The organism is Brevibacillus sp. HD3.3A (assembly GCF_013284375.2).
Classification (GTDB): Bacteria; Bacillota; Bacilli; order Brevibacillales; family Brevibacillaceae; genus Brevibacillus; species Brevibacillus parabrevis.
Map to the genome: position 1 here is coordinate 4,932,352 of NZ_CP085874.1, position 26,558 is coordinate 4,958,909.

32 protein-coding genes and 2 pseudogenes are annotated in these 26,558 nt (G+C 48.6%); 8 read left to right on the forward strand and 26 right to left on the reverse strand.

Annotation, left to right across the window (positions count from 1 at the left end; genetic code table 11):
• Positions 1-70 precede the first annotated feature (70 nt).
• Complete coding sequence (locus tag HP435_RS22950; RefSeq protein ID WP_122964573.1) at positions 71-277, forward strand: helix-turn-helix domain-containing protein; 207 nt, start codon at positions 71-73, stop codon at positions 275-277.
• Here HP435_RS22950 and HP435_RS22955 read toward each other — a convergent pair.
• The 15 genes from HP435_RS22955 to HP435_RS23025 all read right to left on the reverse strand — a co-directional run bounded on the left by HP435_RS22955 (position 240) and on the right by HP435_RS23025 (position 14,711).
• A complete protein-coding gene (locus HP435_RS22955; RefSeq protein ID WP_122964572.1) occupies positions 240-1,097 on the reverse strand; it encodes a replication initiation factor family protein in 858 nt (285 codons plus the stop codon). The two genes, HP435_RS22950 and HP435_RS22955, sit on opposite strands and share 38 nt — an antisense overlap.
• Before the next feature lie 456 nt (positions 1,098-1,553).
• Positions 1,554-1,805 carry a hypothetical protein gene (locus tag HP435_RS22960; protein ID WP_122964571.1) on the reverse strand — a complete coding sequence of 84 codons (252 nt, stop codon included), beginning with the start codon at positions 1,803-1,805 and terminating at the stop codon, positions 1,554-1,556.
• Positions 1,806-1,807: 2 nt separating this feature from the next.
• Positions 1,808-4,231, reverse strand: coding sequence for a hypothetical protein (locus tag HP435_RS22965; RefSeq protein WP_229049741.1), 2,424 nt, complete (start codon positions 4,229-4,231; stop codon positions 1,808-1,810).
• A gap of 23 nt (positions 4,232-4,254) precedes the next feature.
• The gene (locus tag HP435_RS22970) at positions 4,255-4,647 is read right to left on the reverse strand and encodes a DUF4280 domain-containing protein (RefSeq protein ID WP_122964570.1); all 393 of its coding nucleotides are present in this window, start codon (positions 4,645-4,647) and stop codon (positions 4,255-4,257) included.
• 14 nt (positions 4,648-4,661) lie between these two features.
• Positions 4,662-5,186: a hypothetical protein gene (locus tag HP435_RS22975; RefSeq protein ID WP_122964569.1), complete on the reverse strand. Its 525-nt coding sequence runs from the start codon at positions 5,184-5,186 to the stop codon at positions 4,662-4,664.
• Positions 5,187-5,188: 2 nt separating this feature from the next.
• Entirely contained in the window at positions 5,189-5,821 is a 633-nt protein-coding gene (locus HP435_RS22980; protein ID WP_122964568.1) for a hypothetical protein, read from the reverse strand.
• Positions 5,818-7,233, reverse strand: a complete 1,416-nt coding sequence (locus tag HP435_RS22985; RefSeq protein ID WP_122964567.1) for a phage baseplate assembly protein V — start codon at positions 7,231-7,233, stop codon at positions 5,818-5,820. Before HP435_RS22985 ends, HP435_RS22980 begins: the two co-directional genes overlap by 4 nt.
• Entirely contained in the window at positions 7,230-7,829 is a 600-nt protein-coding gene (locus HP435_RS22990) for a hypothetical protein (RefSeq protein ID WP_122964566.1), read from the reverse strand. The genes HP435_RS22985 and HP435_RS22990 overlap by 4 nt, the downstream gene beginning before the upstream one ends.
• Before the next feature lie 634 nt (positions 7,830-8,463).
• Positions 8,464-8,634: a hypothetical protein gene (locus HP435_RS22995; protein ID WP_173600144.1), complete on the reverse strand. Its 171-nt coding sequence runs from the start codon at positions 8,632-8,634 to the stop codon at positions 8,464-8,466.
• A gap of 23 nt (positions 8,635-8,657) precedes the next feature.
• Positions 8,658-9,353 carry an ABC transporter permease gene (locus tag HP435_RS23000; RefSeq protein WP_229049742.1) on the reverse strand — a complete coding sequence of 232 codons (696 nt, stop codon included), beginning with the start codon at positions 9,351-9,353 and terminating at the stop codon, positions 8,658-8,660.
• The gene (locus tag HP435_RS23005) at positions 9,346-10,269 is read right to left on the reverse strand and encodes an ATP-binding cassette domain-containing protein (RefSeq protein ID WP_173600147.1); all 924 of its coding nucleotides are present in this window, start codon (positions 10,267-10,269) and stop codon (positions 9,346-9,348) included. Before HP435_RS23005 ends, HP435_RS23000 begins: the two co-directional genes overlap by 8 nt.
• An 83-nt stretch (positions 10,270-10,352) precedes the next feature.
• On the reverse strand, positions 10,353-11,294 hold the full coding sequence (locus HP435_RS23010) for a sensor histidine kinase (RefSeq protein WP_173600145.1): 942 nt from the start codon (positions 11,292-11,294) through the stop codon (positions 10,353-10,355).
• A 1-nt stretch (position 11,295) separates the two neighbouring features.
• A complete protein-coding gene (locus tag HP435_RS23015) occupies positions 11,296-12,021 on the reverse strand; it encodes a response regulator transcription factor (RefSeq protein ID WP_122964563.1) in 726 nt (241 codons plus the stop codon).
• A 273-nt stretch (positions 12,022-12,294) separates the two neighbouring features.
• Complete coding sequence (locus HP435_RS23020; protein ID WP_173600146.1) at positions 12,295-12,567, reverse strand: hypothetical protein; 273 nt, start codon at positions 12,565-12,567, stop codon at positions 12,295-12,297.
• 1,571 nt (positions 12,568-14,138) lie between these two features.
• A complete protein-coding gene (locus HP435_RS23025; protein WP_328140744.1) occupies positions 14,139-14,711 on the reverse strand; it encodes an SOS response-associated peptidase in 573 nt (190 codons plus the stop codon).
• A gap of 435 nt (positions 14,712-15,146) precedes the next feature.
• Here HP435_RS23025 and HP435_RS23030 point away from each other — a divergent pair, with 435 nt between their 5' ends.
• Both HP435_RS23030 and HP435_RS23035 read left to right on the forward strand, forming a co-directional pair.
• Positions 15,147-15,722 carry a YpjP family protein gene (locus HP435_RS23030; RefSeq protein WP_122964561.1) on the forward strand — a complete coding sequence of 192 codons (576 nt, stop codon included), beginning with the start codon at positions 15,147-15,149 and terminating at the stop codon, positions 15,720-15,722.
• Between the two features lie 74 nt (positions 15,723-15,796).
• A complete protein-coding gene (locus HP435_RS23035) occupies positions 15,797-16,294 on the forward strand; it encodes a hypothetical protein (RefSeq protein ID WP_122964560.1) in 498 nt (165 codons plus the stop codon).
• Between the two features lie 221 nt (positions 16,295-16,515).
• Here the strand turns inward: HP435_RS23035 and HP435_RS23040 are convergent.
• Positions 16,516-16,635: pseudogene (locus HP435_RS23040) on the reverse strand (excalibur calcium-binding domain-containing protein); the annotation flags it as partial.
• Between the two features lie 308 nt (positions 16,636-16,943).
• On the opposite strand from HP435_RS23040, the pseudogene HP435_RS23045 reads away from it, so the two are divergent.
• The 3 genes and pseudogenes from HP435_RS23045 to HP435_RS23050 all read left to right on the forward strand — a co-directional run.
• Positions 16,944-17,318 (forward strand): annotated as a pseudogene (locus HP435_RS23045) (transposase); the annotation flags it as partial.
• A 26-nt stretch (positions 17,319-17,344) separates the two neighbouring features.
• Positions 17,345-17,647: an IS3 family transposase gene (locus HP435_RS29310; RefSeq protein WP_370641108.1), complete on the forward strand. Its 303-nt coding sequence runs from the start codon at positions 17,345-17,347 to the stop codon at positions 17,645-17,647.
• Entirely contained in the window at positions 17,613-18,002 is a 390-nt protein-coding gene (locus HP435_RS23050) for a hypothetical protein (protein ID WP_217022252.1), read from the forward strand. The genes HP435_RS29310 and HP435_RS23050 overlap by 35 nt, the downstream gene beginning before the upstream one ends.
• Positions 18,003-18,033: 31 nt before the next feature.
• On the opposite strand, the gene HP435_RS23055 is transcribed toward HP435_RS23050, so the two are convergent.
• The 4 genes from HP435_RS23055 to HP435_RS23070 form a co-directional block, all read right to left on the reverse strand.
• Positions 18,034-18,630 (reverse strand): sulfite oxidase-like oxidoreductase, encoded by a 597-nt coding sequence (locus HP435_RS23055; RefSeq protein WP_173599614.1) that lies wholly within the window; start codon positions 18,628-18,630, stop codon positions 18,034-18,036.
• Positions 18,631-18,986: 356 nt separating this feature from the next.
• Positions 18,987-19,418, reverse strand: coding sequence for a CoA-binding protein (locus tag HP435_RS23060; protein ID WP_173597515.1), 432 nt, complete (start codon positions 19,416-19,418; stop codon positions 18,987-18,989).
• A 22-nt stretch (positions 19,419-19,440) separates the two neighbouring features.
• Positions 19,441-20,940 carry a leucyl aminopeptidase gene (locus HP435_RS23065; RefSeq protein ID WP_122964543.1) on the reverse strand — a complete coding sequence of 500 codons (1,500 nt, stop codon included), beginning with the start codon at positions 20,938-20,940 and terminating at the stop codon, positions 19,441-19,443.
• A gap of 53 nt (positions 20,941-20,993) precedes the next feature.
• Complete coding sequence (locus tag HP435_RS23070) at positions 20,994-21,368, reverse strand: DUF309 domain-containing protein (RefSeq protein WP_122964542.1); 375 nt, start codon at positions 21,366-21,368, stop codon at positions 20,994-20,996.
• Positions 21,369-21,582: 214 nt separating this feature from the next.
• On the opposite strand from HP435_RS23070, the gene HP435_RS23075 reads away from it, so the two are divergent.
• Both HP435_RS23075 and HP435_RS23080 read left to right on the forward strand, forming a co-directional pair.
• Entirely contained in the window at positions 21,583-22,059 is a 477-nt protein-coding gene (locus tag HP435_RS23075; protein WP_063227419.1) for a divergent PAP2 family protein, read from the forward strand.
• 24 nt (positions 22,060-22,083) lie between these two features.
• Complete coding sequence (locus tag HP435_RS23080; RefSeq protein ID WP_122964541.1) at positions 22,084-22,851, forward strand: cobalamin-binding protein; 768 nt, start codon at positions 22,084-22,086, stop codon at positions 22,849-22,851.
• 75 nt (positions 22,852-22,926) lie between these two features.
• Here HP435_RS23080 and HP435_RS23085 read toward each other — a convergent pair whose 3' ends face one another.
• The 6 genes from HP435_RS23085 to HP435_RS23110 all read right to left on the reverse strand — a co-directional run bounded on the left by HP435_RS23085 (position 22,927) and on the right by HP435_RS23110 (position 26,482).
• Positions 22,927-23,544, reverse strand: coding sequence for a 3D domain-containing protein (locus tag HP435_RS23085; RefSeq protein ID WP_122964540.1), 618 nt, complete (start codon positions 23,542-23,544; stop codon positions 22,927-22,929).
• Between the two features lie 158 nt (positions 23,545-23,702).
• Entirely contained in the window at positions 23,703-23,963 is a 261-nt protein-coding gene (locus tag HP435_RS23090; RefSeq protein ID WP_063227416.1) for a YuiB family protein, read from the reverse strand.
• 196 nt (positions 23,964-24,159) lie between these two features.
• A complete protein-coding gene (locus HP435_RS23095; protein ID WP_167470299.1) occupies positions 24,160-24,321 on the reverse strand; it encodes a YuiA family protein in 162 nt (53 codons plus the stop codon).
• Positions 24,322-24,474: 153 nt separating this feature from the next.
• Positions 24,475-24,957, reverse strand: coding sequence for an NUDIX domain-containing protein (locus HP435_RS23100; RefSeq protein WP_173597514.1), 483 nt, complete (start codon positions 24,955-24,957; stop codon positions 24,475-24,477).
• A gap of 79 nt (positions 24,958-25,036) precedes the next feature.
• Complete coding sequence (locus HP435_RS23105) at positions 25,037-25,288, reverse strand: hypothetical protein (protein ID WP_122964538.1); 252 nt, start codon at positions 25,286-25,288, stop codon at positions 25,037-25,039.
• 3 nt (positions 25,289-25,291) lie between these two features.
• Positions 25,292-26,482, reverse strand: a complete 1,191-nt coding sequence (locus tag HP435_RS23110; RefSeq protein ID WP_173597513.1) for an NAD(P)/FAD-dependent oxidoreductase — start codon at positions 26,480-26,482, stop codon at positions 25,292-25,294.
• Between the last annotated feature and the right edge of the window lie 76 nt (positions 26,483-26,558).

Genomic DNA, 26,558 nt, shown 5'->3' on the forward strand with positions numbered 1-26,558 from the left:
AATCATTTCCATAAAGAGTGAGGAAATCGTATAATAAAGTGATAAAGTCTGTTCGGAAGTTGGTGTCAATTTGCCAGTAGTCGTAAAACTGAAAGAGATTCTAGCCCAACGTAATATGTCTCAGCGTGAATTAGCAAGGCTTACTGGGCTACGACCGAATACCATAAGTCATCTATGTTCTAACGAAGTTGACAGAGTACATCTCAGCACCTTTGACATTATCTGCAAGACCTTAAACATTAGCCTGCATGAACTTCTTGTACTGGAAGATGACTAACTCTACCGCAAACTAGAGCACATGTCAGGGTCATTAAATCCTCCCAATGTTGAGCGGCGAGAGCATCAAAGTCTACAAGTTGCTGTGAAGACATGATTTCTTTTATTGATGCTCTATGATGCTTGCTCAATTCATCGGGTGTCATTAAACCGTGTTGCAACGCTAATATCATGGCTCTCTTCTCCGCCCGAACTGTTTGCAACTCTGTGATGACGCTACAAGTGTAGTAATCATTAAATTTGGGCGGATATTGAATGATGCTCTCCAAAGGTATTTTCTCATCGGGTCTGTAAACTAGTTCCACTCTCGTTCGCTCTCCCTCTTCTAGAATCCCCTTCGCTATCTGCTCTGCCTTTTTATCATAATTACGACAAAAGGCATGGGCTTTACTTTCGTCTTTCCGCCCAAAATATCGAGTTCCCTCGTAAATGTTCATGTTCCGCCCTGTATTCGATGCGATGAATACATTGCTCATCGGATAAGGAAAATCAAAAGCCAATTCGCAACGACTAAAATAGACCTTCTGCGTGTGCCTGTACAAAGCTGAAAGCAACTTTTGAAAACGAACCAAGTAGTCAGGATGAGTTTCAATTTGCAAGGTGTATTTTAATGATTTCTTTTGCCGCCACGGTTGGTATCGCAAATAAAGATATGCGTCATTCAAAGCTAAATTCCAATGGTATACATACCCTTTGTGACGTATGGCAGGTTTAATATCAAACCAATCTCGAAACGATAGTGCAAGCTGATTGTAAAAGCTGACCGTCACTCCTTGATACTCAACGGAAACCTTATCAATGGAAAGTTGTACGTTGTTCATGCGTTACCCCCACAGGCAAAACTTTTGACGGATTTGCCGCTTGTATTATATAGATGAGGGAGTCGGTGGCTAGCCTTTCACACGTGACCTTCCCGTTGCAATTATCATTTGATTCCTGACACTCTCTATGGTCGCTATACCATACTCAAAAGTTGCACTGTGTTTCTTTCACCCTATCAATCGTTCTATGTACGTACATCGTTGCAAACATATTTGAAAAAACCGCAAGAAAACGAAGATAACAAAAAACAGGTCTTTTATGGTGGTATCTGACCATAATTGACCTGTTCAATGTAACGATATTACGTTAAATAGGGATACTTTTTCCAGACATTCTGTGCGTACATCTTAATTCATAAAAACTTCTTACAGGTAGAACAAAGGTTATGTTGGTAATGTTAAAGTTAAGTCGTTTATTCGGCACTGGGTAGCCCCCCACCAAACACAAGGACTCTACTAAGACTCGAACGCCGTTCTTTCCGGAAAAATTCCGCCTTCTCTAACTAGACAAACTGCCAACCTCTGTGCCGCTCTGTCAAAATAGAACTTTGATGGAATACTTGGGTCGGGTATACCTTCTAACTCAGAAAATTTTCTGGTTATTTTGTTTAACTCGATTTTCCCCATTACATTTTCATTTGGTCCAAATTTGTAGATAACAGATTCATCGTTTTCAAATTCTTTAAGTAACAGTACATACGAAGCCAAAATTACTCCTCCTCTGGCGGATACCATGGACGCCCAGAATCTACTGTTCTATCGTGGGCAGTCCTGTAATCCGTTTTAAATATACCTTCAAACTTTGATTCAAAGAGTTCATGATTCAATAAGTCGATGTCATTCTGCTTGTAAGTTCCTTTTTGAAGCCTATCCCATGCTTGAGCAATTTCATAATCGGCTTCAAAACGTCCAACACCATGCTCCTTGATGTGCTCTTTAAAGAATAAATGTTCTTTTATTCTCTGAATCCTATGTTCTGCCATCCCTGTATTTTTGGCAATAGCCTGAACGTCAACATTTGACTTCCTAAAGGATTCATACATTTCATCTGCTTTGTCTAACCGTCTTAGGTATTCATCGACAGAGAGTTCCCTACCACCAGTCTGAACTTTACCCGTCCCCTCACCCCTCGAACTCCCCCGTCCTTTCACCAACCCACTAACTCGCTCGGCCCCTTTCGCTAGCCATGACGCCCCTACCGTGAAAGCTCCGCCCAACACGGCTCCAAACGCAAACGATTCCAGCGCTTTTCCCCCGTCCGGCGTCCGGCCGTCCCACAGCTCCCGGAGCGAGTAGTCGATATACCCCGACGATCCTCCGATAAACATCGCAGAGCCAAGTCCCACGCTCGTTTGGCCTCCCGTCAGCGTGATGACCGATCCTCCGCCGATCCCTGCGGCTGGGCCGAATATCGCTCCGCAGACTGCCCCGATCACAGCCCCCTGAGCGGCGCTTTTGAGGTAGTCGTAAGGACTGCTTGCCTCCCCGTTTATGAGATCGGACGAGGCGGTCATCACGACCCCGCCTATCGCTCCGAGGGCGGCCCCGACTGCCGCTGCTCCAATCACCGCACCCGCACCAAACGTAGCTACCGTCAAAGCCACCGCCCCGACAATCGCCACGGCGGCCAGGACGCAGACTGCCAGCTTTCCCCAGTCAAACTGCGGTTCGGGTGGTGGTGGCGTCCCTTGCTTCGGTTCGTCGTTGTACGGCGGAAACGTCGTCCGGTCCCGCCCTGCCGCATGAACGGCAGTACCTAGAAAGTGATACTCGCTCTCCAGCGCAAATCCGCTTGGTGCACTCGTTTTTTTGACGAGAATCTGGCTTTTCGCCTGGATTACGACTCGTTTCGGGGTATACAGCGCTATTTCTTCCTTGGCGTTCAGCACGAGTTTTTTGTGGCTGGTTAGCGTAATTCCAGTGTTGTCGTCTATCGTCAGCTTCAACGGCTCCTGGCATCCGCTGACGATGTTGATGGCTGTAGGCGACAGCTCCAGCTCGCTTCCGTGCTCCGTGCCGAAATACCGGATGTGCGGGTTGCCTGTTTTCGCACAAATCTTCCCGTTTTTACGGACGCAGCCAAGCACCATCGCCCGTTTGCCCGTCGCATCGGGGAAGTACAAATGGGCGTTCGTACCCACCTGCGGCATGCAGTACATCGCGTTGCCTGTCGGCGGGGCAAAAGGGAATCCATACGCCGTTTCCTGTGACTGCCGCTCGTCTATCTCCAGGTGCAGCTTGACCTCCTCGCCCTTGACCGCCAGCACCTTGCCCTCTAGCGAGACACCAGAGAGCTTCGGGTTGTGGATCGGCTCTTGGCGAATGCCGTCCAGCCGGGACAAACGGTACGTATAGAAAAACAGTCCCTGCTGAATACGGGCATGTACCTCGCTGACCACCATCCGCTTGTTGCGAAACCAGATCTCATCCCCGATCGCATACCGCTCGCCGGACTCGATTTCATAGGTGAAAAAATCGGTATCGTGCAAGCCTGCCGCATCTCCACCTGCTTTTTGATACGCCAACAGGTCTTTGCTTGCTGTATAGGCCGTATCGTTCGGCAAGATATGGCTTTTCCCTTGCGGCATTCCAAAAGAGAACCGCGGTGTTGGCTCCATGATATCACTAACGAGGAGCGCGTGAAAATGGCTGGCCAGCCGCTTGAGCAGCTCCCAATCCGTCTCGTCGTACTGGATGATCGGCTCTCCAATCGGGACTTCATCGCCGATGCTGATGGACACATTGTGACCCGGATACGTCTTGGTGACCTCCTGCACCAGCTCAGCATAAGTCATCTCCACCCTCTGGAAGGAGCGACGTTTTTTGATTACGTCCAGTTGGAAGGTTCCGGACAGCCCTTCCAGTTCAATGACGTACACGTCTTGTGTATGATTGATCTGGACAGAAGTCAGCAAGCCCTTGAAAAGCGTCGTTTCGGCTTCGCCATCACTGTCGTACAGATGAATTTCATCATCTGCGACAGCCTGCAACACGGCGTTTCCCTTTTCACTGTCATCCACGATCCCGCGTACATACAGACGCGCATGCTCGTTAAGCCTCCACTCCACCCGAGCCTCTTCGATTCGTTTGATCCGGTAAGGCGCTGTTACCCGGATACGCTCATACCCTGTCATTCCTTCTCGGCCTCCATTTAGCTTTATTCGTCGTTCTGTCCGTCTGTGAGAAAGCGGATGACACCCTGGTAGCCGCAGATGAGTTGGGAATCGGTCGTAAGGGCGGCTTTGCCTTCTACTCTCGTATCTTCCTTCGCCTTGAGCCAGGGAGCGCAAATAGTAGGCGTGCAAGGCTTTCCGGCAATGTTTTGTCCGTCTTCGGCGATCAGGTAGATGGTGGCGTTGCTTGGATTGGATGGGCTTTGGCAAATTCCGAAATGGGCAATATTTTCACCCGTTTTGTAATCTTCACTATTCATCACAGGTTTTCCGTTCACATACGAGCCGTGGCTGACTGGTAAGTTAATTCGCCGCGCATGGCTGCCACAATTGCAGCACATTTTCGCCCCTCTCACCACATAGCGCGTTCCCTGCATCTTCGGTTCCTCCTTTATTCAACCGGCACTCGTTCCAGCCAGATTCCTGTCAAATCCCGCCGCAGGATGCTCTCGGCCACGTCCAACCGGACGACGATCAGCGGTTTTTCACTCTCCTTGATCCGGACAATCTTTTTGCCGCGCATCTTTTCTTTATGGAGCACCAGCTTTTTGATTCGGCTTTTGCCATGGTGAAACTCGGTACGAGGGCTGAGCACTTCCCGTTCTTCCAAAATGGGGAGGTAGTAGTTTTTCTGCAGCTGGCGGGAGAGGTCGATTAGCGGAGTCAGTTTAAACAAGGTGTCGGGTTCGTAAACTTCCACCACTCGCTTCAGCTTGTCCGACAGCAAAAGCAACTGACGATCCATTATGTCAAGAAAGCTGCTGCCTGCTCCCGCTTTGACGTGAAAGATTAGCGGGTCAGCGATTTTATAAGCACGTGATATTCGCATATCGCGAATGTCGATTTGTTTGTGCACATCCATCAGCAGAGGCACATCTGTATACCGTTCATCTTGTTTCAGCAAAAAGTAGTCCATGATTATGCTCCCGCTCCATTGGTTTCCTTGTCCGCCGGATCAGGATGAGCGTACAGGACTTCGCATTGATCCCGATATTCCCCGGCCAGCAGGCAGATTTTCAAAGATTTGCCCATCTGACGGTAGCCTGGACACTCCAGCAGCATCGGCACCATGCTCTTCATAAATTCCACCGCCAGCAAGTGATACTTGATGGCTTCGCTTTGCTTGATCCGCTCGATATCCATCGATGTGATCTTTCTTGCGTAGGCGGACTTGACCTGCTCCAGCTCCGTCATCCGCCGAAACAAAGGGGCGAAGATGAAGTCCGCTTCCCACGCCACCGTGCATTCTGTCCTGTCCAAAAACCAGTTTTCATCATGCGCATCCAGGCGGTATGCTGCACTGTTCTCCATGATGCTTGTCCGCAAAAAGGAAAAGAAAATGGTGTGAATCTCTCCTTTGCTCCCCTGTTCCTGCTGTCTGGCTGCCTGTGTGCACAGCGCATCGAAAGCTTGGCAAAAGCCGTTCTCGATGCCTGCTTTTTGCTCGCTGTACCGCTGGTCAATCTCGATCAGATCGTACTGCCACCGATCCAACACATGCTTTTGCCAAAAATCGTGCATGGCCGCCTGTTTGTCCATCAGCTTGCTCACTTGATATTTACCTTCGCTCCGCTTAAAGTCACGTCGTCTACGATGCTCAGGGTAGCATCTGCCTGCTTCATATCTATGCCCGCTTCTCCATGAATGAGCACCTTTTCTCCCCCTGTGATTTCAATATCTTCCTTGGCTGTGAGCGTGATTTTCTTGTCGCTGTTGATCTCGATGCCGCCATCGTCTGTCAGCCGCATCAACAGCTTGCCGCTGCCAATAATCTCGATTGCTCCTGGCCGGAAAATGATTTGCTTGCCGTATTTCGTGCTGATGCTTTTGATGGAAGGATCGCTGCGCTTTTGCGGATCAGACGAGAGCAGGTCGACAGAGCTTGCGGCAAAAGCATGCTGCTCTTTTGCATCTGGAAAATACAGCCTCACTTCATCACCGATTTCCGGCATGCAATACCAGCCGCTGCCGTCGGGGGAAGAGTACACCGTGGAATACGGGAACCAGATTGCTTCTTCAACAGTTTGTTTTTGATCGATAGACAGATGTACTTTTACCGAATCTTTGGCCACATCCAAGACCTTGCCAAATAAAGAGGAGCCAGCCAGTTCAGCCAAAGACAATTCAGGCCAGCTCAGCAATCCTTTCTGATCGCGCAACACGTATTGGTTGACCAGGATTCCGTGCTCCATCCTGGTTTCAGCGCTGTATACGTAAAGCGTGCGCCGCTGAAAAGTAACGGTGCTGCACAAATCCAATATTTTGTTGCTGGTGACCTCATAGCTGATCGTATTCTGCTCCGTAAAATCCTGCTTGTCGTTTTCTGCTTTTCGTTTGTATTCCTGCAAATTCTTTTTGATCGTGTAATTGTATTCTTCCAGTTTTTGCGGTTCGCCCGAGTCAGGGATTCCGACAAAATATCTGAGTCCCTTTTGTGTGCAAACTGGCACAAGTGGCGCTTGGAAGTGGGAAGCCAACCGCTTGGCAAACTCCCAATCGGTTTCCTTGTACTGAACTAGCAAGCCCCCGATCTGCTTTCCGCCTGATGCTTCATCGACCACATCGGCCCCAGGATACTGTGCGGTAATTTTGGCAAACAGGTCGCGATAAGCAAGTCGTTTATTTTGGAAAGAACGAGTTTTCTTGGCAATGTCCATCTGGATCGTTGTGCTGTAGGCCTCAATGACGATGTGCCTTACGTCTCTTACAGATTGGACAGACAATTTGGTAACGACACCTTGAAACAAAACGCGTTTCCTCGCTCCATCCTGAACATACAGCTCTATTCTTTCGTTCTCATCCGCCTGTTCGACGTACTGGTCGAGCTTTTCCTCAGGCACGATTCCACTGAGGGTGAGTTTGCTATGTTCGTTTAGTTGTCTGCTCAGGTGCAATTGTGTCATTTTTTCGAATTGGTAGGGCGATACGAAAAGGTCGGCATACGTAAAGACGGTTTGGCTCATCCTTGCTCTTCTCCCTTATCCGCTTCTGTGACGCTTACTGTCCTCATGACTTGAAAAGCAATTTCCCGCCAGTCTTCATACTCGGCGTAAGGACAAGCAAACGTGCCCATGACCATTTTTCCTTCCAGCGCCAGAAAAAACATGAGGTGATACAGGAAGCCATCCAGTGCCGGGCTTTTAAACTCGAAGTAGCCAATTTGCTTTTCGCCCACGGTTTCTACCCCGTCTGTATAGAAAACATTTGCCGGATTGGCCTTTTTGATTGCCGCTTTCATTCCTGCCGTCAGTTGCTTGACCCACTGGTCCTGCAAGTCTTGGTCAATCCGACTCAACGTGAAGTTGATGCTGCCACTCTCATCACTTTTAATAATCTGCGGGCGCTGCTGGTACGGATATTTGAGCGAACGCAAGTGCTCAGGCATGTCCACAAAATCTTTGGGGATAGGCAAGCAGACCTTGTTGTCCCAAAATGCCTGCTGCTCAAACTCGTAGAAGCGGCTTCCCACTCTGACGGGTCCATCGCAAATCACAAGAGGCACACTCGCTTTTTCCGCTTCATTCAATACCGCCAGTATCTTTTCATCCATATGTCCCATAACCCGTATCACCTTTTCTCTATGGAATCCTATTTAAAATCCTAAATAAAGAAAAAAATACATATTGTACCATTCGTTTTCTTTTATCTGTATCGGAACTTTCCCAAGTTCGCTTCACCGTAAAATAGAAAAAAGGAAAACCCATCGTGAGTAGAATGGGCTGCATGAAACTAAAAATGCCAAAACAGGACGAGCTTTAACAAAACGGCTTGCTTTCAAGTGAACTCGAAAGAATATACTTTGTATATGGCATGCCAATCAGCACAATGCTTGAAATTGCCGAGCTAAAGGGCCAAGGGGATTCGACACTAACGGAAAGGAGGTTGCTTGTATGAGCAAGCCATACCGTGTTTTCCTAACATTTTTATGAATATTCAGAATGATAAACACCAAGCTTGGCGTAGTCGGTATTTTACCGCAGATTTCCGAGCACTATCAAATCAGCCCTTCGCAAGCAGGACTGCTTGTAAGCTCGTTTGCCTTAATCATCGCCATCTTTGCCCCGAATTATGTGGCGTTATTGCTGTTCCGAATCGCGCCTGGCTTCACTCTTACCAAACGCAAAGGCTGTCCCGAGGTTCAAATGTCCCTATCAGACAGCCTTCGCTTATGTTTATCCCGATACTTACGGCTCTTACCCCTTATTCCTCAAAAACAATAACCCGAACGCGGACAAGATGCCTAATCCGGCAGCGCCATACGTGTTGATGAGCACTTTCCGTTCCCCCGTTCCCCAGTACAGCAGCCCGTGCAAGGTCAACGAAACGACACAAAGCAAAAATGTCCATTTTACTACTTGCTTCATCGTCGATCTGCTCCTCCCGTCCGCTACTGTAGCACATCGACACGCTCGATATTGCGAATCGACATAAACGCGACCGCCGCTCCGAGTAGTGCAAGGCCAATCGGCACCGCTATGATGGAGTATAAAGTGAAGCCGTTGACGTTCTGGCAAACGAGCGTCACCACGAAAATCGATGACACGATGGTGGCCGCGCCTGATTTCTTGCGCATGCCGAAGTAAAGCGGAATCAGGCTTAAAAAGCTGGTCGCCAGCGCACTCATGACGACCGTCAGCAGTCCTTTGGCTGCGACAGGCAACGTGAGCGGCTCTGAAACAACGGGCATAAACAAATTAAATACATAAAATCCAGCGCCAACAAACAGGTTTGTCGCAATATCGGCAATCAGCGTAAACAGCACGACGACAAGCAGCTTGGCGGCGATAAGCTTTTTGCGATTGATCGGGTACATGAATAGCACCATGATCGATTTGTTGCGGAACTCGTCAATGACAAGCCGTGAAATGAGCACTGCCGCGAAAACGATAAACGTTCCCCGAATAAACGTATCTATGACGGAAAACGCCATGTCATAACTTTTAAAAGACATATCTTGTTTCATTTCCGCGTCAAGACTGATCAAGCAAATAAAACCCAGAATCACGACGTTGGCAATGATCGCCCCCCGTATATAAGACCATAGGCGAAGTTTGCGCATTTCGAGCTTCATCAGTTTAAGCAACTACCCCACCCCCACCCAGGATAGAGAGGAAATAGTCCTCAAGTGACCCTTTTTTCTTATGAACCGCTTCGATCGCGACATCGTGCAGCACCAAAACCTTCATCAGCTCACTTTGTGGAATGCGGCTATCGTAAATGCGGACTTGGCCTTCGTCGGTGATGCGCACGTTAGAAATATGCAAATGGTTCTCAAGTATGTAAGCCGCCTTACTGCTTTCGTTCGTTGTAATTTCAACATATTCTGCCGTTTGCCTGGCGATTTGTTCCATCGAAACCTCCTGCAGCAGCTTTCCCTCGTTCATGACTGCAATCGTGTCGGCGATCAGCTCGATTTCACCAAGAATATGGCTTGAAATGACAAGCGTCATCCCGTACTGCTTGCACAGCATTTTGAACAGATCGCGAATCTCCTTGATGCCTAACGGATCGAGGCCGTTAATCGGCTCATCGAGGATAAGCAGCTCCGGTTTCGTCATGATCGCCCGCGCGATGCCAAGTCGTTGCTTCATCCCAAGCGAAAATTCCTTGACCGCTTTCTTGTCAATCCCGTTCAAATTCACCAGATCAAGCGCCTCGTCGATCGACTTTTTGTTATGGTAGCCCATGTATTCACCATGCAGCTCCAAGTTTTCGTGAGCCGTCAGTTTTTCGTAAAAAATCGGGTTTTCAATGATCGTACCCATCCGTCCCAACAAATGGTACGAATGATCGGTCAGCCTTTCGCCGAAAAGTTCGATTTCGCCCGCCGACGGCTTCACCAGGTTGGTGATCATTTTCATGACGGTTGTTTTGCCTGCTCCATTTGGGCCGAGCATGCCGTATATTTCGCCTTGCTTGATGTTCAAATTGACGTTGGAAACAACTTCCTTGCCCTTATAAGCCCGGGTCAACTGCTTCGTCCTTGCGATATGCGTTATCGTTCGATGCCTCCCTCGTTCTTTACAGGCTTTATTGTAAGCATCGAAATTTGCTTATTCCTTACCTGATTCTTACAAATTCCTTAATCAGTGAATGCGATTCGTTTCAGCTTGACGGTAAACATCGTTTTTTCATAAGGCTTGCTCTGGATGCGAATCGTTCCTCCCTGCGCTTCGACAAGCCGTTTCGTAATCGTCAGTCCGAGACCGCTGCCTTGATACGCTTTGTTGCGGGAGTCTTCCAGCGTGTACATGCGCTCGAACACCCGATCTTGATGCATCTCATCGATCCCTTTGCCCTGGTCCCATACGTCCACGTACACGAACTCGTCGTCGCCCCGCAATGTTAGTCCGACGGCCCTTCCCTCCCCGCCATGCTGAATCGCATTGGCAATCAAATTGTTCAGGACACGATCCAGCGCTTCCTCGTTCCCCCATGCAAGCAGCGGCTTGTCCGGAATGTCGATAGCGACTTCGAAGCCTTTGACCGTCAGCGTGTCGTAAAAAGCCAGCATGTTTTTTCCGCAAACGTCGTTCATGTGAATCCCGGAAAGGGAAATCGGCTTGTCTCCCGACTCCAGCCTGGCCAAATCAAAAAACTGGCGGATCAGCTCCAGCACCTCATTTGCCTTGGCGTGCACCTTGGTCAACAAAACTTTTCTTTCTTCGGCGTCCATATCCGGGTCCAAATTGATCGTTTCGATGTAACCAAGCACAACGGTAAGCGGCGTCTTCAAATCGTGCGAAATGTTCGAGAGCATTTTTCGCATCGACTGCTCCATCTTCAAGAAATTCGCCGTCCTGTGCTGGTTGTGCTCCAACAAATGATTGATTGCGATCAAGACTGGTATCAAGGCGCGATCGTCCGTAAAAACGAGCAACTTCTCGCTTGTGTCTCCCGCGATAATTTCGTTTAATTTGTTATGCATTTTCTCCAGGTTGGAGCTTCTTGCTCGATAAGCACGGTATTGAATGGCAATCACTACAGTCAAAATCACAACGAGTACAGCCAGCGCGATCACCATGTCAGTTGCCTTCCCACTTGTAGCCGATGCCCCACAGCGTCTTGATATACTTGGGTTCGGACGGGTTGTCTTCGATTTTTTCCCGCAACCTTCGGATGTGGACGTTAATGACGTTTTCGTCGCCGTAATATTCGTCATTCCAAATAAAACCGTACAGCTGCGCTTTCGTGAACACGCGATTCGGATTTGTGGTGAACAGCTTCAAGATTTCAAATTCTTTGGCCGTCAGTTTCAGGTCAACATCGTTTTTCGCCACTGAAAAATTGTCCAGATCAATGCGCAGCACGTCAAATGTCAGCACTCTGGCCGCTCCAGACGCCTGTTCTGTTGCTTCGGTGGCGATTTGTCCGGCAGTCGAATACGTCGTGGCACGACGAATCGCCGCTTTGATTCGGGCTGTCACTTCAATGAGCGAAAACGGCTTCGCGATATAATCGTCAGCCCCGAATCCAAGCCCGATCGCCTTGTCGACATCGCTGTCCTTCGCCGACATGATGAGAATCGGCACCGAACTTTTTTCGCGGATCAGCTTAATTACCTCGATGCCGTCCAGTTTCGGCATCATCACATCGACAATGACGATATCGAAAGCCTTTTGCCGAAACAGAGAAATCCCCTCCAAACCATTAAACGCCTCCGAGACGTCGTAGCCTTCTTTGACCAAATAATTACGCAACATTTCCACGATCTGGGTATCGTCTTCTATTAACAATATGCTGTGCGGCATGATGCTCCCTCCTAAAATTTCCATCGTGAAAATTATAGCCCGGTGCAAAGAGGATGCATAGAATTTGCGTAAAAATGGAGTGGACCTCTCACACAGGCAATACAACCGTCGAAAAAGCAAAAAAACAGCCAGCACAGAGCGGCTCTGCAATGGCTGTTGACAACGAATGCTGGGTGATTAGCGGTTCATGAGGCGTTTATCAGAAAGAGCTTACTCTATTCATGCATCCGCAATCCGCAAAAAAAGAACCCCACCTTTTGGATGGGGCTTAACTTAAACTGGATTGATTACTTCCAACTCAAACGATACCGATCCGCTTCCCCCTTTCCCATCATTTGCGGTAAGCGTTATGACTGCAACACCAGGCGTCTTTGCTGTAACCAGAATCCTTGTACTTGTATTCGGTTGGCCATTAATATCAGTAAAACTCTCCTGACCGATTGCTACGTCCACAATAGTGGAATTACTAGAAGAAACTGTGTAAGTCAAGCTGTCCTCATCATCATCAATAAGCCAGCTTTTTTCCGGCTTTTCGTTAATTCCCACCACCATATACATCCCGGGAATGTTTGCAGGAAAGTATTCACGCTGGCCAATAAAAGCATTTGTGTTCACTCTTGGCGCATGATTGCTAGTCTCGTCTTGAACCTTCTCTATCTCTCGGTTGTATAACGAGCCTACACCGTACAGGCGTCTTTCAACGCATACGGCGTGCCATCAGCGGATGCGACATGTACTTTTTACAACGGGCGTTGATAGAGTAACAAAAAGGATCAAGATTTTCGCCTAACTAAGGTTAGGGATTTGGGTGTTAAACATTAGAACCACAATATGTTCGATTGTCATGCTTACTCGTCCCTCCCCAATCTGTTCAAAATCTGTCTACCGATCTTCTTATTTCTACAACCAGTTCTCACACGTAATACTTGATTTAACTTGGTTCATTTCTAGAAGCGCTACCAAATGGGTTAACTTTCGTTAGCAGACACCATTGAAGGCGTGGCGTATGTTAAAGTTGCCCGTTGTAAAATTTCTCTTTTATCTGTTGATGGAACGCCGTGTGCGATGAAAGTCGCCCGCACGGTGTAGGCTCGTTCGAATGCCTTCGATTAGAGAAGGAAATAAGGCGAGAATAGCGATATAAAACCAATTGATGATGTCGTCATTTCTGGGTCTGGTTGGCATGTGTCTCATGGAAGATTTGTCGATTTTTACTACACCGCCCCACAGGACGCCGCATCTGAAAAAGTCTTACAGTCTACGGACAATGGAGAAACTTGGGAGGATGCTTACCTGCCATTAGGAATTAAATCCGCCTCCGTTAATGGGATTCCCAAGCATACTGTACGTGCTGCTCAGCTAGAGGCTGGAAAAACTTATCTATTTAAAGTTGTCATTACAGGTGGCAAGAACGAAGGCGAATCAAATGTTATTACTCAAACAGTCATGTAATCCATCAACAGCCCCCGGGGATAATCCAGGGGTTATTTTTATCGCTTGGACTACGTTTGTACCAGTCGTGTGAAGTGCTAGAATGCCTCTTTCAGAAGCATTTCTGTCACTAACCATTTGTGTGCTTCTCTTTGCTGCTTGTGATATGAAAAGAAATTTATTAGAAAACGATGAAACCATAAGTAAGATCGGGGTAGCGCCAACAAACCGCACCGAAGAACTCCTGATCACTATATGCAAGCGGTATCAGCGAGCCTAACGTTCTGATTTTTCGAAAAATTTTCCATCTATACTTCTTCATGCCTCTTACCTCCCGAAAAACTTACTCGTTTTCTTCTACCGACCTCCGCAATTTATAGGGAGGTGATTACTATGATTAAATCTATCAAAAATTTGTTCGAACGCTTTAATTGGGTTTTGAGAGTGCTATATTTCACTGTTCGGGTTTGACTTCCGGAATCCGATTTTCAACGGGAGAGCAAAACGGAATCGGTCGCTCGGCAGCGCGCAGGCGTTCGTTGTCGAATTGGCGCTTGCAGACAGGACATTTCGCGAACGACTGAAAACGTACATGATTGGCGGCGGGGCCAGATTCGTTTACATGTCAGATTATATGGATAGGTACTGACATAATCAAAAACCCGTCTCCTCAAAACGGGGACGGGTCAGCTATTTCTTGAATGCACTCCGGCACATCGTTTTTTTGGACTACCTACTATAGAAGGAACCGGGTATGCTCGCATCTGAGCAGGGTCGTATGGAACAAGCAGCGACTGTAAGAGATCAGCGTCGTAGTGCTCTCGATTCAGCCACAGAGCCTCGTCCTGCTGGCGAAGTATCACTGGCATGCAGTCGTGGATGTCCCGGACTACCTCGTTCGGCTTGGTGGTAATGATAGTGCAGCTATGTAGCTTCTTGCCTGCTGGATTGGTCCATGTATCATACAGGCCCGCAAACGCAAACGGTTCTTCCGTCTTCATCATGATCCGCATCGGTTGCTTGCCACCTGCTCGCTGCTGCCATTCGTAAAATCCATCGGCTGGAACAATGCACCGCTTCCGCTCATACAGCCGCCGGAAGGCGTGCTTCTCCGTCAGCGTCTCGGCGCGGGCGTTGATCATTTTAAATTCGTTCTTCTCATCCTGTGCACACGAGGGAACTAATCCCCATTTCAACTGTCCGAGTCGACGCTTACCTTGATCAGAGATAATAGCTGGGATTAATTGACCCGGTGCGATATTGTATCGTGGCTACATATTTGGAACCTTGCATTCCATAACTCAAGGTTGGTCACTAGCGTAAAACGTCCGCACATACTATCACCTCTTAGTACAATCATAGCCGAATCGCAGCTTGGTATACCAGCTCTAAGCAGTCAGAATGAAATCAACAAATACTGGTGATAGCAGCATGCGCTTAGATTCCTGTGGAATCAAGGCCAGATGAGAACATACATCGCCACTTTGTATTATTTAACATATTAAAAATCGAGTATTTATTCGGATTAATTTCTGAATATTAATAATTTACTTTTTGATTGCAAATGAAATTTTGTTGGGTATAATTAAACAAAATGGAATTTTTTAATATATATACCTATATTTACCCTTGTCTTTCAAGCTACTATTTGCACAGGAATAGGTAGAAATAATAACTGGGAGAGATTTAAATTAATGAAACACTTGAAGCGAATTTTAACCTTTACTCTTGTTTTAAGTATCATTTTTACCGGAGTCTTTAATTCTTCATTAGCTTCGGCACAGATGGTCAACATTAGTGAATCACCTGATGAAGTGATTCTTGATGATCCAACTATATATGATGGGAAACCGTCCTCTAATAGTCAGCAGCGCGCTTCGTTAAGAAGTGAAAATCCTCTTATGGATCATGTAAAAGTACTAGCATTTTTTTCTGCTATGCGCGGCTATATAACTTACTTTGAAAGAGAAGTCACAAAAAAAATTGTAAATAAAGTAACAAGGGCTGTAAAAGATCTAGTTGAGGAATATGGTGTTGATAAATTATCATGGAAGGGCCCTAAAAAAAGCAGTTTCAACGACGATAACCATACGTTATTTATTCTGTCTTATGATAGAGTCCAAATTCTTCGTGTTGACATGAAAGTTCTTAAAAAACCAAAACAAGGGTATGTAGGTAATATTCATATGCATGTTCAACCTGATATGAGTGAACATATAGACATTGTCGATGTTGAGTTCGGTAAAGACATACCGAGTTTTCCATGGTAGAATTTAATTAATTTTCTATTCCTGTGCAATCATTGGTTTAAAAATATCTAAAAATAAATTCTGGAGGACCTATAGTGTCTAGTGAACAATCCTATATTAGATATGGATGTGATCTATTATTTGAGGATCATCCTAACTATAATGATATTAAAAAAATTGTTATAGACGTTACAGGTAACGATAGAAAGCTTTTTAATGAATCAAGTATTTTTAGAAAAGAAGAAATCGGTATCAAACTAAAATTAAAATTAACACCTTCATCTGTTGCTCAGTTACGAGAAAAGTTAAGTATTATCAATGTTAGGTTTGATGAGGTTTTTTATAGAGATTTACGGCATTACCATCTGGAAATCGATCAAAACGGGACAGAACATGTGGGCATCGCCATTGAATTAGAAGATGATTCGTGGGATCTTTACTATGAGGAAGGCTCATTGGAAGAGAAGTTAAGGCAATCAGATGAATACCCTGGTGTAGAGGGCTATGGATTCCTGCTTGGAAAAATTAAAGCATCCGAAATTAAGCAAGCCCCTGAAATTTTCAAAAAGATTGTACTTATGATTTCCGAATAATAATTGTTACTTCAATAACCCGTCCCTATTTGAGGGGACGGGTTATTTATTAACCAGAAATAAAATAATACTGGTGATGGCATCATACCACTCTTTGTCCAGTTCCGTATTTTGACGCTTGCTTTAATCTGTCTCTGAATGTAAACATACTCGCGAACCTCGCCAGTGACAATTGATTTTGATACGCCATAGAATGCCTCTCAAATGAGAAGGCTTAAATCTTACTTTTCACAAGCAACTCCGTCTTTGTCACGATCTAACTTTGCTCTATAACCAGGCTCTCCCCTATACAGAGGAGCAGCACCTGCAGCCTTTGCTTCGCTACAATTCGCATAGTACACTTCCTGAACTGGCTGCGGTGTAGTGACCGGGGCTGGTTGAGTGTTTTCTTTCGGCTTGGACACAGTTGTTTGTGCTTTGGTAGATGCCGGCTCATTTTTCTTAATAACATCCGGATGGTAACCATCTTCTTGGGCATAGTTCTCTACGGACCAAATACCAAGCCCTGCCTTTTGCGCCTTTTCTTGAATCGCCTTGCCTTATACTGATCAACGTATTTTACGTTTGGTGGAGCGGCTACACTGAATTGGACAATTCTCTTAGGGTCTAGTAGATTGAAATCAAATCGACATGGAACGGAGAGAATGTCATGGGGAAACGTGAGCGTCGGTCATTTACAGATCAATTCAAACAGCAGATGATTCAGCTTTATGAAAATGGCAAACCACGTGCAGATATTTTGAGAGAATATGATCTGAGTGCATCTGCGTTTGACCGTTGGGTCAAACAGAGTAGAACCACAGGTTGCTTCAAAGAAAAGGACAACCGAACAGAGGAACAAAATGAACTCATGGCGTTGCGTAAGGAAAATCAACGGTTGAAGATGGAGAACGATATTTTAAAGCAAGCAGCGCTGATCTTCGGACGAAAATAACAGTGATCCGGCACAATGCACATAAATACCCCGTGTCTGCCATGTGCACCATCCTCAAGGTGAATCGGAGTACCTACTATTATGAAAGTAGCCAGCAGCCATCTATCGATGATGAGGTGGAGCAAGCAATCATCCATATTTTTGATGAGAATCAGCGCGTGTATGGAACCAGAAAGATCAAGGCAACCCTACAAAAAGAAGGATGGATCGTTTCCAGACGGCGGATTGGACGCTTGATGAAAAAGAATGGTCTTGTATCGGTGTATACGGTTTCCCAGTATAAACCGCATAAGTCACCGTGTAACGATTCACCAATCCAGAATGAACTGAACCGCAAGTTTACAAAAGATGAACCACTCGAGGCGGTTGTGAGTGATTTGACGTATGTCCGAGTCGCATGTACGCCACCTCGAAAATGAGCTTGCTGAGATTCAAAAACGGAAAAAAAAGTGGCAGATGGCATTTGCAAATGATGCTATTTCGATTGATGACTTGAGATTGAGGATGCAAGAAGAATCTACACGAGAGGAAGCGATTAAGTCTCAACTCTTTGCTCAACCAGTATTAGAAAAAAAATCAACAGCTCTTACTCAACAAGAAGTCATGGAAGCGGCGCTCAACATAAAAGATAACTGGTACTACCTAGAGCTTGAGCATAAAAAGCTAATCATTCAGACCTTATTTTCTGAAATGGTTGTCGATACATATGGTGAAGCTGTTGGCGGTCCAGGTCGGCGTGTAGCGTGTGAAATAAAATCATTTCAAACAAATTAGGAGGCGAATTTTCGCCTCCTTTTATTGGTAATTAATCCCAAGCGTAACGTTGTTGAAGCCAAGGATCTCCATACATGTTGTATCCATTCTTCTCCCAAAATCCCTGCCTGTCCTTCTCCATAAACTCGATGCCGCGCACCCACTTCGCGCTTTTCCAGAAGTAGAGGTGCGGGATGACGAAGCGCAGCGGCCAGCCGTGTTCGGGGGTCAGGTTCTCGCCGTTGTGTTTGTTGGCGAACAGGTTGCCTGCTTTCGTGAAGTCGGCCAAAGGCATGTTCACTGTCCAGCCGTGCTCGGCGTGCAGCATGACGTACTTGGCTTCCGGCTTTATTTTCACGAGCTTCAGCACTTCTTCTACCGGGATGCCCTGCCACTCGTTGTCCAGCTTGCTCCAGCCTGTGACGCAGTGAATGTCGTTCGTCACTTCGCCTGTCGGCAGCGCCATCATTTGTTCGTACGTCAGTGTGACTTCTTCCTCGACCAAGCCGAACAGGCGGAAGTTCCACTCGGTGGACAGGTCCGTGTACTCTGGAACATCTCCGTAGTGAAGTACGGGAAAACCCGTCGTCTGCTTCTGGTTCGGGGGGATACGGTCGCGCTTGGTGTCTGTCGATGGATGGATAAACATAGGCCCACTCCTTGCTGTCTTTGTCCGCTTGTCCTGCTTTTTCTTATCATATCCAGCGAAAGCGATAACGTGCAAGAAAAAATGACGGCAAAAGTGCAGCGCCTGCAAAGCGTGGGCCAGCGCCGTACCACATACCAAGTAAGCCTCCAGCGCGTTTCCCCCGAAAACCAGCCCGAACCGAACCTGCTCATGCTGCAAAAAGACCCCCGCCATGTGAGAGCGGAGGCCCTTTGCCTTTTCGCAAGGTAGCATCCCGTTGTACCAACCGTTGCAACACGAGTGTTAGCTCAGGTCATAGGGCGCATGACGATTTGACGTCATCCCCGCCTTCCAAAGAGAAGCAAAAAGAAAAAATCTTACTTGCCAACGCGCAGCAGCGCATGGTCTACCTTGATGCACATATCTTGCACGACTTCGATGCCTTCGGCGCGAACTTGGTTCGCCGCCTCTTCATTGGCAATCCCTTGCTGCATCCAGAACACTTTCGGCTTCTGTTGCATTTTCAGGGCGTCTTCTGCGACAGGCAAAATGTCTTCGCTTTTGCGGAAAACGTTGACGATGTCCACAGGCTGATCGATTTCTGCCAGGCTGGAAACGACTTTTTCGCCCAGTACCGTTTCCCCGGCAATAACCGGGTTGACCGGAATGATGCGGTAGCCGACATTTTGCATGGCCTGTGCGACCATGTAACTGGTGCGATCCGGTTTGTTGGACAGTCCTACTACAGCGATCGTCTTCGCATCCTCCAACATTTGGCGGCGAACTTCGTTGCTAGGATTTTGGCTCATGTCAATGCACTCCTTTTCGTGTTTAGGATTGGCTGCGGCTTGCTACAAATTCGGCAATCGTGCGCGTCATGACGCCTGTACCGCCAGCTGGCTGCATGTCGCCCGTTGTGGCCGTGTACGCTGTGCCAGCGATGTCCAGGTGTACCCATGGTGTCTCGCCGACGAACTCCTGGAGGAAAACGCCGCCGATGATGCCGTGGCCGTAACGTCCGCCCGAGTTTTTCAGGTCGGCAAAGCGGCTCTTGTTCAGGCTGCGGTACTCCTCGAAGGTCGGGAGCTGCCACAGGCGTTCGCCAGCAACATCCGCTGCTTGCAAAAGCTCATCCATGAGCGCCTTGTCGTTCGTCATTGCCCCGGAGCAGTAATGTCCGAGCGCAACGACGATTCCGCCTGTCAGCGTGGCGGCGTCTACGATGCACGACACTCCTTGCTCTTTTGCATAAGTAATGCAATCGGCCAAAACGAGGCGGCCTTCCGCATCTGTCGTGATGATCTCGACCGTTTTTCCGCTCATGGTCGTGATCACGTCGCCAGGACGGAATGCTGTGCCCGACGGCATGTTTTCCACTGTTCCAATGACCGCGAGCACGTTTACTTCCGGCTTCATTTGGCCCAGCGATTCCAGCGCGCCGATCATGGCAGCCGCGCCGCCCATATCCGACTTCATGTCTTCCATGCCCGCTACCGGCTTGATGGAAATACCGCCCGTGTCAAAAGTAACGCCCTTTCCAACCAGGCCGATAACGTTATCCCACGTTTTTCTTCCCTGATATTTGACGGCTACGACGTACGGTTCCAGCTCGCTGCCTTTTGCGACACTGAGAACTCCGCCCATGCCCAGCTCTTCCAGCTTGGCTTTTTCCAGAACTTCCACGGTCATGCCGTAACGCTCTGCCACAGCGACAGCGGCGTCCTTCAGAGCGCGCGGCGTCAAGTAGTTGGCTGGCTCATTGACGAGCGTACGCGCCAGATTCGTACCGGAAACGAGCGCATTCCCCCGCAGCACGCCAGCCTGTACAGCGCTTACAGCATCGTCCGCTGCCAAGATTCGCACAGTGGCGATTGGCGCAAATTCCCGCTTCGCTTTTTGACGATAGCCTTCATAATTGTATTCTGCCAGACCGAACGCCTCTGTCACTGCCTGGGACAGACGCTCGGCACTCAAATGCCCGGTTGTCGGCAAATCGATTGCGACGTTTTTCGCGTTTCCTTTGGACACGACTGATTTGGCTGCCCGGCCCCATGCGTTGCGTGCAGCGACAAAGTCAAATTTGGCCGGATCGCCCATGCCGACGATGAGCAGCTTTTTCGCGGCAATCCGGTTCAAGCCATGAATGACTGTCAGCTCTTTCGCCTCGCCCGTGATTTCGCCTTCCTGCTGCAAGCCGCTGAGGCTGCCTGCGAAAGCTTCTTCCAGTTCCGGGTACACCTCGGAAAGCTGTTCCCCTTTCCAGAGCGGCACGATCAGCTCATCACATACGTAGCTCACAAGCTGTGAGCGTTTTTCTACGGTTACTTCCATATACTCTTCCCTCTTTCGCTGTGATAGGATACAATTATGGGCACATTTGTGTTTTAACACGATGTGTCTACATGCAAGCGCAAGGATGGAAACGTCATGGCTTTCGCCTCTGCATACGGAATCGCATCGCGATCCGGCAACACAGCCTCGCAGTCCTCTATGTAACGAAGCACTTCCTCTACGTCTAGCCCCCAATGCACGGGTCCGTAGCGGGACAAATACTTCCGCGCATTGCCAAACATCCAGCGAGCGCCTTTCAAGTTGCCGTATTCAAGATGGTACAACCCGACTGACAATTGCAGCATGCCTTGCAAAAATTTGTCGGTCTTGTCCTCCATCCAGATGTCTTCCAGCAGATCGTGGCATTCGTAGAACTCCCCTTCATTGAATTTTTCAATGAACTGCAAATACTGCACGGGATAGCCCATGGATGCACACCTCCGTTTTCCACCTGCTTGATGGCAAAAGCTACCTAGATAAGAAGTGCCTGCGGCTTGCAGGCTGACCCTCTAGCAGGAGCTTTCCTTATGGTACCACAGATTGGCAGCGCTTAAAATCCAAATGAAAACTTCACGGATTAAGACAACGCCCTTCTGTTACAATAATCTAGAGAAGCGCACAGTAGAAAGGAATGGATTTTCCGTGGCGGATATTTTTGAAAACTTCCCCTTATGGGCTGCACTGCTTGCCATAGGAATCGCCCAATTTATCAAAATTCCCCTCCATTTTTTCGCAACGAAAACATGGCAGTGGTCCCTGTTGCTCAGCACAGGCGGCATGCCCAGCTCCCACTCTTCTGCCGTGACAGCTCTGTCGACCGCAGTGGGACTGCGTGAAGGTTTTTCCAGCAACATGTTTGCTATCTCCGCCATTCTTGGCGTGATCGTCATGTTCGACGCTGCGGGCGTTCGCCGGCATGCCGGCATGCAAGCCGTCGTCCTCAACAAGCTGGTGGACGAATTTAACCACCTGTTGGAAGGGATGAAATCGTTAAAAGTTCGCCCGAACCAGGAAAAGGCGAAAAAGCTGAAAGAACTGCTCGGACACCAGCCGATTGAAGTGCTGATTGGCGGATGGCTGGGCATCATGATTGCATTGCTGGTGCAGCCGTTTTTTTAGGATGTTTCCACAGGGGGGAATCACATGCGCATCGTGTCCATCTGTCCGAGCAATACGGAAATCCTCTATTATTTAGGTCTGCATGAGCACGTGGTGGGGCTGGACGATCACTCCGACTGGCCTTTGGAGTGGCAGCACCTGCCGCGCGTCGGTCCCGATCTGACCATTGACATGGAACGGGTGGCTGCACTCCAGCCTGATCTGGTCGTCGCCTCGCTAAGCGTTCCCGGAATGGAAAAAAATGTGGAGGCATTGCAAGCCTTGGGGCTTTCGCATATCGTGCTGAACCCGCAAAGGATTGGCGAAATCGCCGCTGACATCCGACTGGTCGGCGAGGCGACAGGCTTTCACAAGCAAGCGGAACAGCTTGCCGCCCATTTTGACGAAAGAATAGAAAGCATCCGACAACAGACGGCTTCCTGTACGCAGCGTCCCAAGCTGTATTGGGAATGGTGGCCGAACCCGATCTATACGCCCGGACAAACGAACTGGCTGACCGATGTCAGCGAGATAGCCGGTGCTGTCAACGTATTCTCCGACTTCCCTGTCGCCAATGTAAAAGCGACCAGAGAGATGGTGCAAGAGCGCGATCCTGATCATATTTGCGTCGTCTGGTGCGGCATCGAACTGAAGCGCATCAAGCGGGAAACGATCACGAGCCGTCCAGAGTGGAGCCAGATGACAGCTATTCAAAAAGACCAGGTTCACCTGCTGGAGGAAGGGCTTTATTGCCGCCCGTCTCCGCGCATACTCGATGGCCTGGAACAGCTCGTGAAGCTGATTCATACATAAATCACGGCATGAAAAAACGTTCAAAGCACATCGCCTTGAACGTTTTTTTGTCTTCCATTGTCTCGCAGCAAACCTCTAGTTTGCCACTTCAGCCATTGCCGCGATGCCCTTCTGGTTCAGATTGTTGAGAAAGGCTTCTGTCAGCTTCCCTTCCCCGCGTCTTACGATATATACATCGAGTGATTTTTTGCCCCATTGGGTGAACACATCCTGCTTGGTCTCGAAGTACAGGTCGATCTTGTGACCACGAATGGCACCGCCCTTGTCCGCTACAACCCCGTATCCGTAGCCCGGTATGTACAGGACCGTTCCCAGCGGAAAAATGCGCAGATCGGCTGCAATCGTCGAGTAATCGTCCCGGCGAACCTTTACGCCCGAATACGTAATCCCGTAGGACGGATCAGACGGGTTCTTTCCGGTCGATTCAAACCCGGCATAGTATCCGGTTGCGACGACGCGAACTTTCGGATATTGGTCGAGGAATACATCCGCTTTATCAATGACTTGAGTGAGTGAGCTGGCCGAAACTGTCCGTTTTTTTACGACCCGTTGCCCCTCTTTGGTTTCCTTGATTCCGAATGTGGATGAAAGATTATGGTCTCCTACCACGTTGTAGCCGTATCCGTCGCTTGCAAATGCCGTCAAAACGAGGACGAACAATGCGAGGATACTTACAAACTGCTTCCCATTCATTTCTTGGTAAACCTCCTCTCGGTTCTAGTCATGTCCCGAAGAGGAGGAAACTATACACAAATTTTGGATGATTTCAGAAACATTCTGTATGTTCCCGCTTTGGCAAACGATGAAAAAAAGAAAAACAGGCCCCTGAATCAAGACCTGTTTTCCGCCTGTTAAAACATCCGGTATCCTTTTTTGCGCAGGGTGGCAATCGTCCAGCCGCTGCCCACTGTGCCTGCCATTCCACAGCCGAGAATGATCGCGTCCCAGACACCCGGAACGATTTTTTGATAAACGAGGGCGCCAACGACCACGCCGACCGCGATCACAACCGGAAGCCACGTCGTTTTCAAAATCATGTTTAAAATAAACCCAATGCCAAAACCGAGCACGGTGAACAAAACGATGGAAACCATAAATTGCAATAAGCTCATCGACCGCCAAACCTCCTGCCATCGCCTCCGGCTTTTGCCAAGGCTGGTTGGCAAATCAAGGGAGGACGGGCTATTTTCGCTATTTAGTGTAGCAAAAATGGCAGATACAGGTCAATACGTGCAGCCTTGCGAAGCGCAGACGAAAAGAGCCGCCAGCTCTCTGACGGCTCTTGCTCTATGCAACGGCAAGTATCGGCTATTTGTTTGCGGATGCGGACTCCTGATGAGCGTCTTTTCCTACGCCCTCACAGTTCGGGCAATTTTCCGTGCCACCCAGGAGCAGCTGGAAATACCCTTGACCATTGCAGTACGGGCATTGTTCTTGGTTATGTCTCATGATGAGCTCCCCTTTCTCCATACATGCTCCTTCGTTAATTGCATGTATTTTCAGATTATTTTGATGTATCTAACTATATCAGATCACTGCCTTTTTTCACAACACAGTTTTTCTCCGATATAACAGAAAAAACCGCGATGTAAGCGGAAACATCGCGGCTTAGCTATTTCATTCTCAGCTTTGCTTGAAGATTTTATAGGAAGTGTACTGAAAGACAGGATCAATCTCATAGGATTGCCCTTCCATCCCTTTTTCCCGTTTGGTGTAGTCTGGCAGGATGATTTTCAAGTATGTAGAAGACAGCGGATCTTCCATCAGCTCAGGAATCGGCAAAAATCGGGCTTCGACGATTTCCCCCTCCTGCGGGCGCGGTTCGCCGCTTACATAGTCCATCCAGAACACAACCATGTTGTCGCTGATCGACCCGCGAATGACCCCGGAACGAATACCCGCTACTTGCCGCACGACTGCTTCAATCCCGGTTTCCTCCAAAACCTCGCGCACGGCTGCCTCGTCTACCGTCTCGCCCTGCTGTACGAATCCGGCCGGAAACGACCACTGCCCTTTCAACCCGCTGTACGCCTTTTTGACGACCAGCGCCTCCTCGCCGCGGATGACGATTCCGCAGGCGCCAAGCCACACTTTCCCTTCCCGCATTCGCTCGCTTCCTTTCGCTTTGTCCTTCCTGACCGTATGTACACGAAACCCCCGGCGTTTCGCTCACCGGGGGTAGCTATTACTCATCATCGTCGTCCAAAAGTCCGTTGTCAATCATGTAGCGCAGATTTTCCCGATCCCTCTCGCGGCCTTTTTCCTTCAGCCGATCGATGGCAGGCAGGATGAGAATATCGATTTCACGCTGGACATGCCAAGCCAGGTCGTGCCGCCCTTGCTCTTCCAAAAAGGCGCCCACTTCCATCATGGCATTGTACCGCTCCATTTCGTCGCGGGTCATAAGCCCTCTGACCTGAATACTCGCGTGGCGCATCGCTTACAGCTTTACCTTTTTCAAGGCGAGGCCGACCCCGCCGATTTTGTACAGATAGCGCAGATCGCTTGCCTTTTTCATCATCGCCGCTGTGCTGCCAAACAGCTTTTTCGAACCGACCTGGCCGATTCCCTCGCCTTTTCCGAGAGAAGCCAGCGTTCCTTGCAGATGAGGGACAAACTTCTGTGGTAGCTCGCCACGAATCAGCGCGGCGAGGTTTTCTCCGAGCGTCTCGCCTTCCTGAACCGCGATTTGCGCTGTCGGAGGGTACGGACGGCCTTCTGCGTTGAAAATCAGGGCGCAATCTCCGACAACGAACACATTTTCATAGCCCGGCGCGCGCAAATATTCATCTACCTTGACGCGGCCGCGCATGACTTCGAAGCCAGCTTTTTCGACGATGCTGTTGCCGCGCACACCTGCTGCCCAGACAACCGTTTTCGACTTGATTTCTTCCCCGGTTGCCAAAAGGACGCCGTCTGGTGTGCACTGCTTGATCGGCGTGCCGATTTTGAACTCGATGCCTTTGCGCTCCAGCACATCCATGGCGTACTGCACCAGCTCGGGATCAAAGCCCGGCAAAGCAGATGGAGCCGCTTCGATGCAATATACTTTGACCAGCTCCGGGTCCACGTCAAACTCCTGGCACAGCTCTGGCAGACGGTCGCCCAGCTCTCCACAAAACTCGATTCCCGTAAAGCCCGCTCCCCCGACAACGAAAGTCAGGTAGTCTGTACGATGCGGCTCGTTTTTGTATTTGGAAAACATGTACTCGATATGTTCGCGAATATGGCGGACAGCGTTGATGCTGCGAATGCTGAACGCATGCTCTTTCAATCCTTCGATGCCGAACGTCTCCGGTTCGCTGCCCAATCCGATCACGAGATAATCGTAGGTCAGCACTTCGCCGCTATCGAGTGTGACATGTTGCTCCTGCGGATCGATCGCCTGAACCGTTCCTTTGATGAACTGGACTTTGTCCTGGTTCAAGATTCCTTCCAGACTCACCCGCGCATGGTCGGCAGAAGCCGTGCCAGCAGCAGGCTCATGCAGCCAGGTCGTGATGTAGTGATAGTTGTGCTTGTTCACCAGCGTGATTTCCGCTTCGTTGTAGTTCAGCTTTTTTTGCAGCTGCAACGTGGTCAGCAAGCCGCCGTATCCCGCTCCAAGAATGAGGATTTTGGGTGCACTCATCGGTATCCCTTCCATTCATTGTTAATGGTAACCAGAGGAAGATTGTGCGAAATTTCACGTAGGCTGTTACCAAGTA

What these genes read in the sequence shown, in the direction of transcription:
- HP435_RS22955 (WP_122964572.1), bottom strand. Translation starts at nt 1,097, where the DNA reads ATGAACAACGTACAACTTTCCATTGATAAGGTTTCCGTTGAGTATCAA.
- HP435_RS22965 (WP_229049741.1), bottom strand. Translation starts at nt 4,231, where the DNA reads ATGACAGGGTATGAGCGTATCCGGGTAACAGCGCCTTACCGGATCAAA.
- HP435_RS22970 (WP_122964570.1), bottom strand. Translation starts at nt 4,647, where the DNA reads ATGCAGGGAACGCGCTATGTGGTGAGAGGGGCGAAAATGTGCTGCAAT.
- HP435_RS22975 (WP_122964569.1), bottom strand. Translation starts at nt 5,186, where the DNA reads ATGGACTACTTTTTGCTGAAACAAGATGAACGGTATACAGATGTGCCT.
- HP435_RS22985 (WP_122964567.1), bottom strand. Translation starts at nt 7,233, where the DNA reads ATGAGCCAAACCGTCTTTACGTATGCCGACCTTTTCGTATCGCCCTAC.
- HP435_RS22990 (WP_122964566.1), bottom strand. Translation starts at nt 7,829, where the DNA reads ATGGGACATATGGATGAAAAGATACTGGCGGTATTGAATGAAGCGGAA.
- HP435_RS22995 (WP_173600144.1), bottom strand. Translation starts at nt 8,634, where the DNA reads ATGAAGCAAGTAGTAAAATGGACATTTTTGCTTTGTGTCGTTTCGTTG.
- HP435_RS23010 (WP_173600145.1), bottom strand. Translation starts at nt 11,294, where the DNA reads ATGGTGATCGCGCTGGCTGTACTCGTTGTGATTTTGACTGTAGTGATT.
- HP435_RS23015 (WP_122964563.1), bottom strand. Translation starts at nt 12,021, where the DNA reads ATGCCGCACAGCATATTGTTAATAGAAGACGATACCCAGATCGTGGAA.
- HP435_RS23030 (WP_122964561.1), top strand. Translation starts at nt 15,147, where the DNA reads ATGAAACACTTGAAGCGAATTTTAACCTTTACTCTTGTTTTAAGTATC.
- HP435_RS23050 (WP_217022252.1), top strand. Translation starts at nt 17,613, where the DNA reads ATGTCCGAGTCGCATGTACGCCACCTCGAAAATGAGCTTGCTGAGATT.
- HP435_RS23055 (WP_173599614.1), bottom strand. Translation starts at nt 18,630, where the DNA reads ATGTTTATCCATCCATCGACAGACACCAAGCGCGACCGTATCCCCCCG.
- HP435_RS23060 (WP_173597515.1), bottom strand. Translation starts at nt 19,418, where the DNA reads ATGAGCCAAAATCCTAGCAACGAAGTTCGCCGCCAAATGTTGGAGGAT.
- HP435_RS23065 (WP_122964543.1), bottom strand. Translation starts at nt 20,940, where the DNA reads ATGGAAGTAACCGTAGAAAAACGCTCACAGCTTGTGAGCTACGTATGT.
- HP435_RS23070 (WP_122964542.1), bottom strand. Translation starts at nt 21,368, where the DNA reads ATGGGCTATCCCGTGCAGTATTTGCAGTTCATTGAAAAATTCAATGAA.
- HP435_RS23080 (WP_122964541.1), top strand. Translation starts at nt 22,084, where the DNA reads ATGCGCATCGTGTCCATCTGTCCGAGCAATACGGAAATCCTCTATTAT.
- HP435_RS23085 (WP_122964540.1), bottom strand. Translation starts at nt 23,544, where the DNA reads ATGAATGGGAAGCAGTTTGTAAGTATCCTCGCATTGTTCGTCCTCGTT.
- HP435_RS23090 (WP_063227416.1), bottom strand. Translation starts at nt 23,963, where the DNA reads ATGAGCTTATTGCAATTTATGGTTTCCATCGTTTTGTTCACCGTGCTC.
- HP435_RS23095 (WP_167470299.1), bottom strand. Translation starts at nt 24,321, where the DNA reads ATGGAGAAAGGGGAGCTCATCATGAGACATAACCAAGAACAATGCCCG.
- HP435_RS23100 (WP_173597514.1), bottom strand. Translation starts at nt 24,957, where the DNA reads ATGCGGGAAGGGAAAGTGTGGCTTGGCGCCTGCGGAATCGTCATCCGC.
- HP435_RS23105 (WP_122964538.1), bottom strand. Translation starts at nt 25,288, where the DNA reads ATGCGCCACGCGAGTATTCAGGTCAGAGGGCTTATGACCCGCGACGAA.
- HP435_RS23110 (WP_173597513.1), bottom strand. Translation starts at nt 26,482, where the DNA reads ATGAGTGCACCCAAAATCCTCATTCTTGGAGCGGGATACGGCGGCTTG.